Below are 6,103 nucleotides of genomic sequence, written 5' to 3'. Positions count from 1 at the left end.
TCCCCTGCGCTAGCGCGTGCCCCGCGCGAACACCATGTCCGATCCGGTCCGTTCGAGGCCGGAATCGATCGGTAGGGTGTGCACATGACTATCGGGGTTCGCCGCAGAATGGGAGTGGACGAGCGGCGGCAGCAGTTGATCGGCGTCGCCCTCGAACTGTTCAGCCGTCGCTCGCCGGACGAGGTCTCCATCGACGAGATAGCGTCGGCGGCGGGCATATCCCGGCCGCTGGTCTACCACTACTTCCCCGGCAAACTCAGCCTGTACGAGGCCGCGTTGAAGCGGGCGGCGGACGACCTCGCGGCCCGTTTCGTGGAGCCGCACGAGGGCCCGCTGGGCGCCCGGCTGCTGCGCGTGATGCGCCGGTACTTCGACTTCGTGGACGATCACGGGCCCGGCTTCTCCGCGCTGATGCGCGGCGGCCCGGCGGTCGGCTCCTCGACCACCAACGCGCTCATCGACTCCGTACGGCAGGCCGCCTACGACCAGATGGTCGCGCATCTCGGCGTCGAGAACCCGCCCGCGCGGCTGGAACTCGTCGTCCGCTCGTGGATCTCGCTCGCCGAGTCGACGGCGCTGCTCTGGCTGGACGGCCGGCGCATCCCGCGCGCCGAGCTGGAGATCCAGCTGGTGCACGACTTCGCCGCGCTCGCGGTGGTCGGCGCCGCGCAGGACGAGGAGATGGGTGCGCTCATGCGCCGGGTCTTCAAGGCGGAGCCGGCCGAGGGCCCCTTCGGGGACCTGCTCGGCCGGCTCGTCACACTCGCTTCCTGAGCGCCTGAGCGCCTGCGCCTCTGAGTTCCTGGGATCTCCCGGGGCTCAGGCGTCGTACTTGCGGTAGGAGGGGTCCAGGTCGCGGACCTCGGCCGACGCGTGCAGCGCCAGACCCTCCACGGGCTTCACATGCGCGCGCAGCGCCTGAAGCACGGCCTCGGCCAGGCGCGCCTTGGTCTCCTCGGTGCGCCCGGCCAGCAGGCCGATGGTGACGTGCACGATCGCGTGGCCCCCGGCGTCCGGGCCGACGACGGTGTCCTCGGTCCGGCGGAACTGCGTCTTGCACGCCGGGGGCTTCGCGGCCGCGATCTCGACCGTGCGGGCGTGCACCTCGGCGGCGAAGGCCCGCCGGTCGAAGGCGTCCGCGAGCCGCTCCGAGTAGTCGACGGTGATCTGCGGCATGTGCACTCCTGTTCTACGGCGATCTGCGGCTCAGCCTAGTTCCTGAACACCGCCACCGTCCGGGCCGGAACGGTGAAGGTGCCGGTCGCCGCCTCGTAGGCCGACGTCTTGACCACCGCGTCCGAGCCCGCCGCCTGCACCGGGTGCAGCCGGTAGTGCGCCCCGGCGAGGGAGGTCACGCGCTGCTCCTGCCGCTTAGGCGTCGCGTTGAACACCACGACCAGGTCGCCCAGCTTCATGGTGATCACGCCGGGCGTCTCGTCCTTGCCGGACAGTGGGAAGGACAGGGCGGACTGCACCTGCGCGGCCGTGGCGAGGGAGAAGGCCTTCTCCGTCGTACGGATCCGCAGCAGGTCACGGTAGGCGGCCGAGGTGCCCTGGATCTGCGGGCAGCCGACCTTGACCGAGGTCAGCAGCGGCTTGGCGTACTCCCACTTGGACTGGTTGTCCGCCGCCATGGGCAGGCCCCGGCCGAAGCCGTTGCCGTCGGCGCAGTTCCAGTGGATGGCGTTGAACCAGTCGCCGCTGTCGAAGGAGTTGCGGTCCAGCGACTTGGAGCGCAGCAGGTCGGTGCCGGCCTGGGAGAGCGCCGGTCCCTGCGAGAGTGCGGCCGTCGCCATCGCCAGCACCTGCATACGGGACCGGTCGGCCGCCGATGTGCCCTGGGGCAGCTTGTAGGTGAGGGCGTCGAACAGCGACTCGTTGTCGTGCGCGTCGACGTAGGCGAGGGCGTCGCCCGGCGCGTCGGCGTATCCGGCGGGGGCGCCGTTGTAGTCGATCTCCGCGCCGGTGACCTCCTTGCCGCCGGTGTCCGTGAAGCGGTACTTGGCGAGGTTGCCGCTCAGACCGACCTTGATCAGGTCCTGGTAGTGCAGCAGCCGGGCCTTCTGCTCGGCCGTGGTGCCGTTGGCCGCCGAGGAGTTGGGGTCGGTGTAGAGGCCGGAGGCGAAGCCCTGGACCCCGGGGTCGGAGTCGAAGGGGCTGCCGCCGCGCACCGCGTCCCGGGCCCGGTCGGAGAAGGTGGCGATGCCGGTGCCGGCCATGTTCTTCTGGGTGGCCTGCACGAATCTGGCGTCGTCGGCCACCTCGCCGAAGTTCCAGCCCTCCCCGTACAGGATGATCTTCTTGCCGTCCACGCCGTCCTTGGCGGGCGTGAGCGCGTCGAGGGCCTTCCTGACCGCGAGGATGTTGGCCTTGGGGTGGTGGCCCATGAGGTCGAAGCGGAAGCCGTCGACCTTGTACTCCTTGGCCCAGGTGACGATCGAGTCGACGACCAGCTTGCCCATCATGGTGTTCTCGGTCGCGGTGTTGGCGCAGCAGGTGCTGTTGGCCACCGAGCCGTCGGCGAGGAGCCGCTGGTAGTAGCCGGGCACGACCTTGTCGAGCACGGAGGTGTCCGCCTGGCCGCTGGCCGCGGTGTGGTTGTAGACGACGTCCATGACGACGCGCAGGCCGTCCTGGTTGAGCGCCTGCACCATCCGCCGGAACTGGACCGTGCGGGCCGTGCCGTCCGGGTCGGTGGCGTACGAGCCCTCGGGGACCGTGTAGTGGTACGGGTCGTAGCCCCAGTTGTAGGCGTCCTTGGCGGCGGTCTTCGCCACGCAAGCCTGCTGCTGCTCGGAGTCGGCCGGGTAGGAGGCCAGGTCGCAGCCGGGGGTGGCCTGGTCGGCCTTCTTCTCCGGGATGGTGGCGATGTCGAACGCCGGCAGCAGGTGCACGTAGGACGTGCCGGCCTTGGCCAGCTCCCGCAGGTGCTTCGAGCCGTCGCTGTTCTTGTCGGTGAACGCCAGGTAGGTGCCCTGGTCCTTGTCCGGGACGGTCTTGTCGGCCACCGAGAAGTCGCGGATGTGCAGCTCCTGGATCTGCGCGTCGCGCAGCGGCACGGCCTTGGGCTTGGCGAGCTTCGACCAGCCGCCCGGGGCGAGCACCTTGTCGTCCAGGTCGACGACGAGGCTGCGCTCACTGTTGGCGGTCAGGGCGACCGAGTAGGGGTCGGTGACCTTGTTGGTGACGACCTGGCGCACGGAGGGCGCCCACACCTTCACCACGTAGCGGTAGGGCTTGCCCTTCCAGGAGGCGGGGCCGGTCACGGACCAGACGCCGGTGGCGCCGTCGCGGTGCATGGCGACGGCCTTGCCGTCCAGCTCCAGCGCCACGCTCTGCGCGGTCGGCGCCCACACGCTCAGGGTGGGCCGGCCGCTGTGGAAGACCGGGCCGAGCTGTGCCTTGGCCGCCGCGGCGCCGTAGACGTCGTCGAGGACTCCGGCGAGCTGGACGCCGGTGGCCGCGAGCACGGCGCCGTTTGCGGCGCGCTGGGAGGCGACGACCTGGCCGCGCAGGGCCTCGCGGACCCGGTCGCGGTCGCGCGGGTCGACGGACCAGGCGGTGTAGTCCTTCAGGTACGGGAACTTCGCCTTCTGGGCGTCGGTGAGCGTGGTCTTGGTCAGCCGCAGCCAGCGCTCGTCGTCGCTGGTCAGCGCGCCGTCCTTGACCTTGATGGAGCCGTCGTGGGAGTAGACCAGCTGGGTGGAGGCGGCGCCGTCCGCGCCGTTCCACGCGACCGTGTCCCGGTCGATCCAGACGGCCTTGGACGTGGTGAGGTCCAGGGCGGCCGAGCTGCCCGTGGGCTGCGGCAGCAGGGGCCCTTCCTGGCCGCTCACCAGCCACACCTCGTGGCCGTTCGCCGCCTTGAGGTCCAGGGACTGGTCGGCGGGCAGGTCCTTCTCGTCGCCCTTGTGGATGATGTAGCTGAGGCTGGTGGCACCCTCGGTGAGCGGCACCTCGTAGACCGCGCCATAGGAGTCAGTCTTGACCGATGTCAGCGGCTTCGACCAGTCGGTGGGGTTCGCGGCGCCCGTCCACACGTGCAGGCCCCAGCCGTCGTAGTTCCCGTCGGCGCGGTGGTAGTGGATGACGGCCTTGGTGGTGTCCTGCGGCGGGTAGTCGGCCGCGGGCCGCTCGGTCCGCACGTCCTCCTTGCCCTGCTCGATCCAGACCTCGCCCGTCTTGGTGACGTCGATGGACCGGTCGGCGGAGACGTCCTTGTTGCCGTCCTTGTCGACGACCAGGAAGCCCACGTCGGAGGCGCCGGGCTTCAGCTTGACGTAGGCGAAGGCGCCGTAGGCGTCGCGTCCGGTGAAGGGGTGGCCGGCGGGCCAGGTGGTGGACTCGCCGTCGGCGAGGTCGCCCCAGGCGTACAGGCCCCAGTTCGCGTAGTCGCCGTCCGCGCGCTTGTAGTGGACGACGGCGTACTCGCGGGAGGAGGCGGTGGGGATCTCAGGGGCGGGCGGGGTGCCGGTGGTGGAGGACGCCGTGGCGCTCGCGGTGCGGCCGGCGGAGTCGACGACGACCGCCTTGTAGCGCAGGGCGGTGCCGGCCGGGACGGTCCTGGCGATGGTCTGGGTGACCTTGTAGGGGGCGTGGTCGGCGGAGCCGAGCACCTGCCAGGGGCCGTTGCCCACCTGGGCGGCGAAGACCACCCGGTTCAGCTGACCGCCGCCGGTGTCCGCGCCGGCCTCGACCGTGCCGGTGGCTCCGGCGGCGGGGGCCGTCAGGGTGATCGTGGGCCTGGCGGCGGGCGCCTGGAGTCGGCCGGCCGCCTTGAGGACGACGGCGGAGCCGGCCGGGACGGTGACGGTGACCTGGCGGCCCGCGTCGGAGGTGACGGACGCCTTGGTGCCGTGGATCCCCCGGTACGTCATGTCCGCCGAGCCGGTGGCGAAGGTCGCCGTCTTCTCGGTGTCCGCGTTGTTGAGGGCGACGACGTACTCGGCGCCGGTCCTCGCGTCCGTGCGGGTGAAGGCGTAGACGCCGGCGCCGTCGGCCGCGTAGCGCTCGGTCTGGACGCCGTCGGTGAGGGCCGGGTTGTCCTTGCGGAGCTCGGACAGCTCGGCGATCTGCCGGTAGAGCGGCGCCTTCGGGTCGTAGGAGTCGTCGGCGTGGGTGCGGTCGGTGCCGATCTCGTCGTCGTCGAGGTAGTCGGCGACCTTGGAGGCGAACATGGTCTGGCGGGCGTCCTTGTCGCCGCCGGAGCCGGTGAAGCCCTGCTCGTCGCCGTAGTAGACGACCGGGTTGCCGCGGCTGAGGAACATCAGCTCGTTGGCGAGTTCGTCCTTCTTCAGGATCTCGGCGTCGGTGGCCTTGGGGTTGTCCTGCTTCAGGAAGTACCCGATGCGGCCCATGTCGTGGTTGCCGAGGAAGGTGACCTGTTCGTAGGCGTTGGCCTTGCCGGTCGTGTACTTGTAGTCGTCGCCGAAGACGGTGGCGAGCCGCTTGGCGCTGCCGCCCTGGGAGGCGTAGGCGCGGGCCGCGTCCTGGAAGGGGAAGTCGAGCGTGGCGTCGAGCCGGCCCCGGGTGACGTACGGGGAGGTGACGGAGGTGTCGGCGGAGTAGACCTCGCCGAACATGAAGAAGTTCTTCCGGCCCCGCTGGGCGGCGTACTTGTCGAGCGCCGTCGCCCACTGGGTCCAGAAGTCCATGTCGACGTGCTTGACGGTGTCGATGCGGAAGCCGTCGACTCCGAAGTCCCGCACCCAGCGCTCGTAGATCTTCTCCATGCCGCTGACGACCTCGGGACGCTCGGTCCACAGGTCGTCGAGGCCGGAGAAGTCGCCGTAGGTGGCGTTCTCGCCGGCGTAGGTGGAGTCGCCGCGGTTGTGGTACATCGACGGGTCGTTGAGCCAGGAGGGAACCTTGAGGTTCTTCTTGGCGGCCGGGACCGTCGGGGTGTACGGGAAGGAGTTCTTGCCGACGGCCGGGAACTTCCGGGTGCCGTCCGCGTAGTCGGCGTCGTCGAAGGGGCGGCCGTCCTTCGTCAGGTACGGGAAGGCGCCCTTGGAGAGGTACTCGTGGGAGGCGCCCTCGTAGTCGACGACGTCGGTGGTGTGGTTGGTGATGACGTCGAAGAAGACCTTCATGCCCTTGGCGT

General features: G+C 70.3%; 3 protein-coding genes. 1 reads left to right on the top strand and 2 read right to left on the bottom strand.

What is annotated here, in order from left to right; all coding sequences use genetic code 11:
* The first annotated feature begins 84 nt into the window (after positions 1–84).
* Complete coding sequence (locus tag IE249_RS01640) at positions 85–774, top strand: TetR/AcrR family transcriptional regulator (RefSeq protein ID WP_189702936.1); 690 nt, start codon at positions 85–87, stop codon at positions 772–774.
* A gap of 45 nt (positions 775–819) precedes the next feature.
* Here IE249_RS01640 and IE249_RS01635 read toward each other — a convergent pair whose 3' ends face one another.
* The gene (locus IE249_RS01635; RefSeq protein WP_189702935.1) at positions 820–1,176 is read right to left on the bottom strand and encodes a 5-carboxymethyl-2-hydroxymuconate Delta-isomerase; all 357 of its coding nucleotides are present in this window, start codon (positions 1,174–1,176) and stop codon (positions 820–822) included.
* 35 nt (positions 1,177–1,211) lie between these two features.
* A partial coding sequence (gene pulA / locus IE249_RS01630) for a pullulanase-type alpha-1,6-glucosidase (protein ID WP_229857185.1) occupies positions 1,212–6,103 on the bottom strand: 4,892 nt, incomplete at its 5' end.

Origin of the sequence: Streptomyces anandii JCM 4720, from assembly GCF_014650655.1 — a bacterium.
In the GTDB taxonomy this organism is placed as follows: Bacteria; Actinomycetota; Actinomycetes; order Streptomycetales; family Streptomycetaceae; genus Streptomyces; species Streptomyces anandii.
Note: the sequence above shows the minus strand (reverse complement) of the source record. Positions and strands in the feature narration are given on the sequence as shown.

Excerpts from the sequence above, each read along its gene's own strand:
- IE249_RS01640 (WP_189702936.1), top strand. The coding sequence starts at position 85 with ATGACTATCGGGGTTCGCCGCAGAATGGGAGTGGACGAGCGGCGGCAG.
- IE249_RS01635 (WP_189702935.1), bottom strand. The coding sequence starts at position 1,176 with ATGCCGCAGATCACCGTCGACTACTCGGAGCGGCTCGCGGACGCCTTC.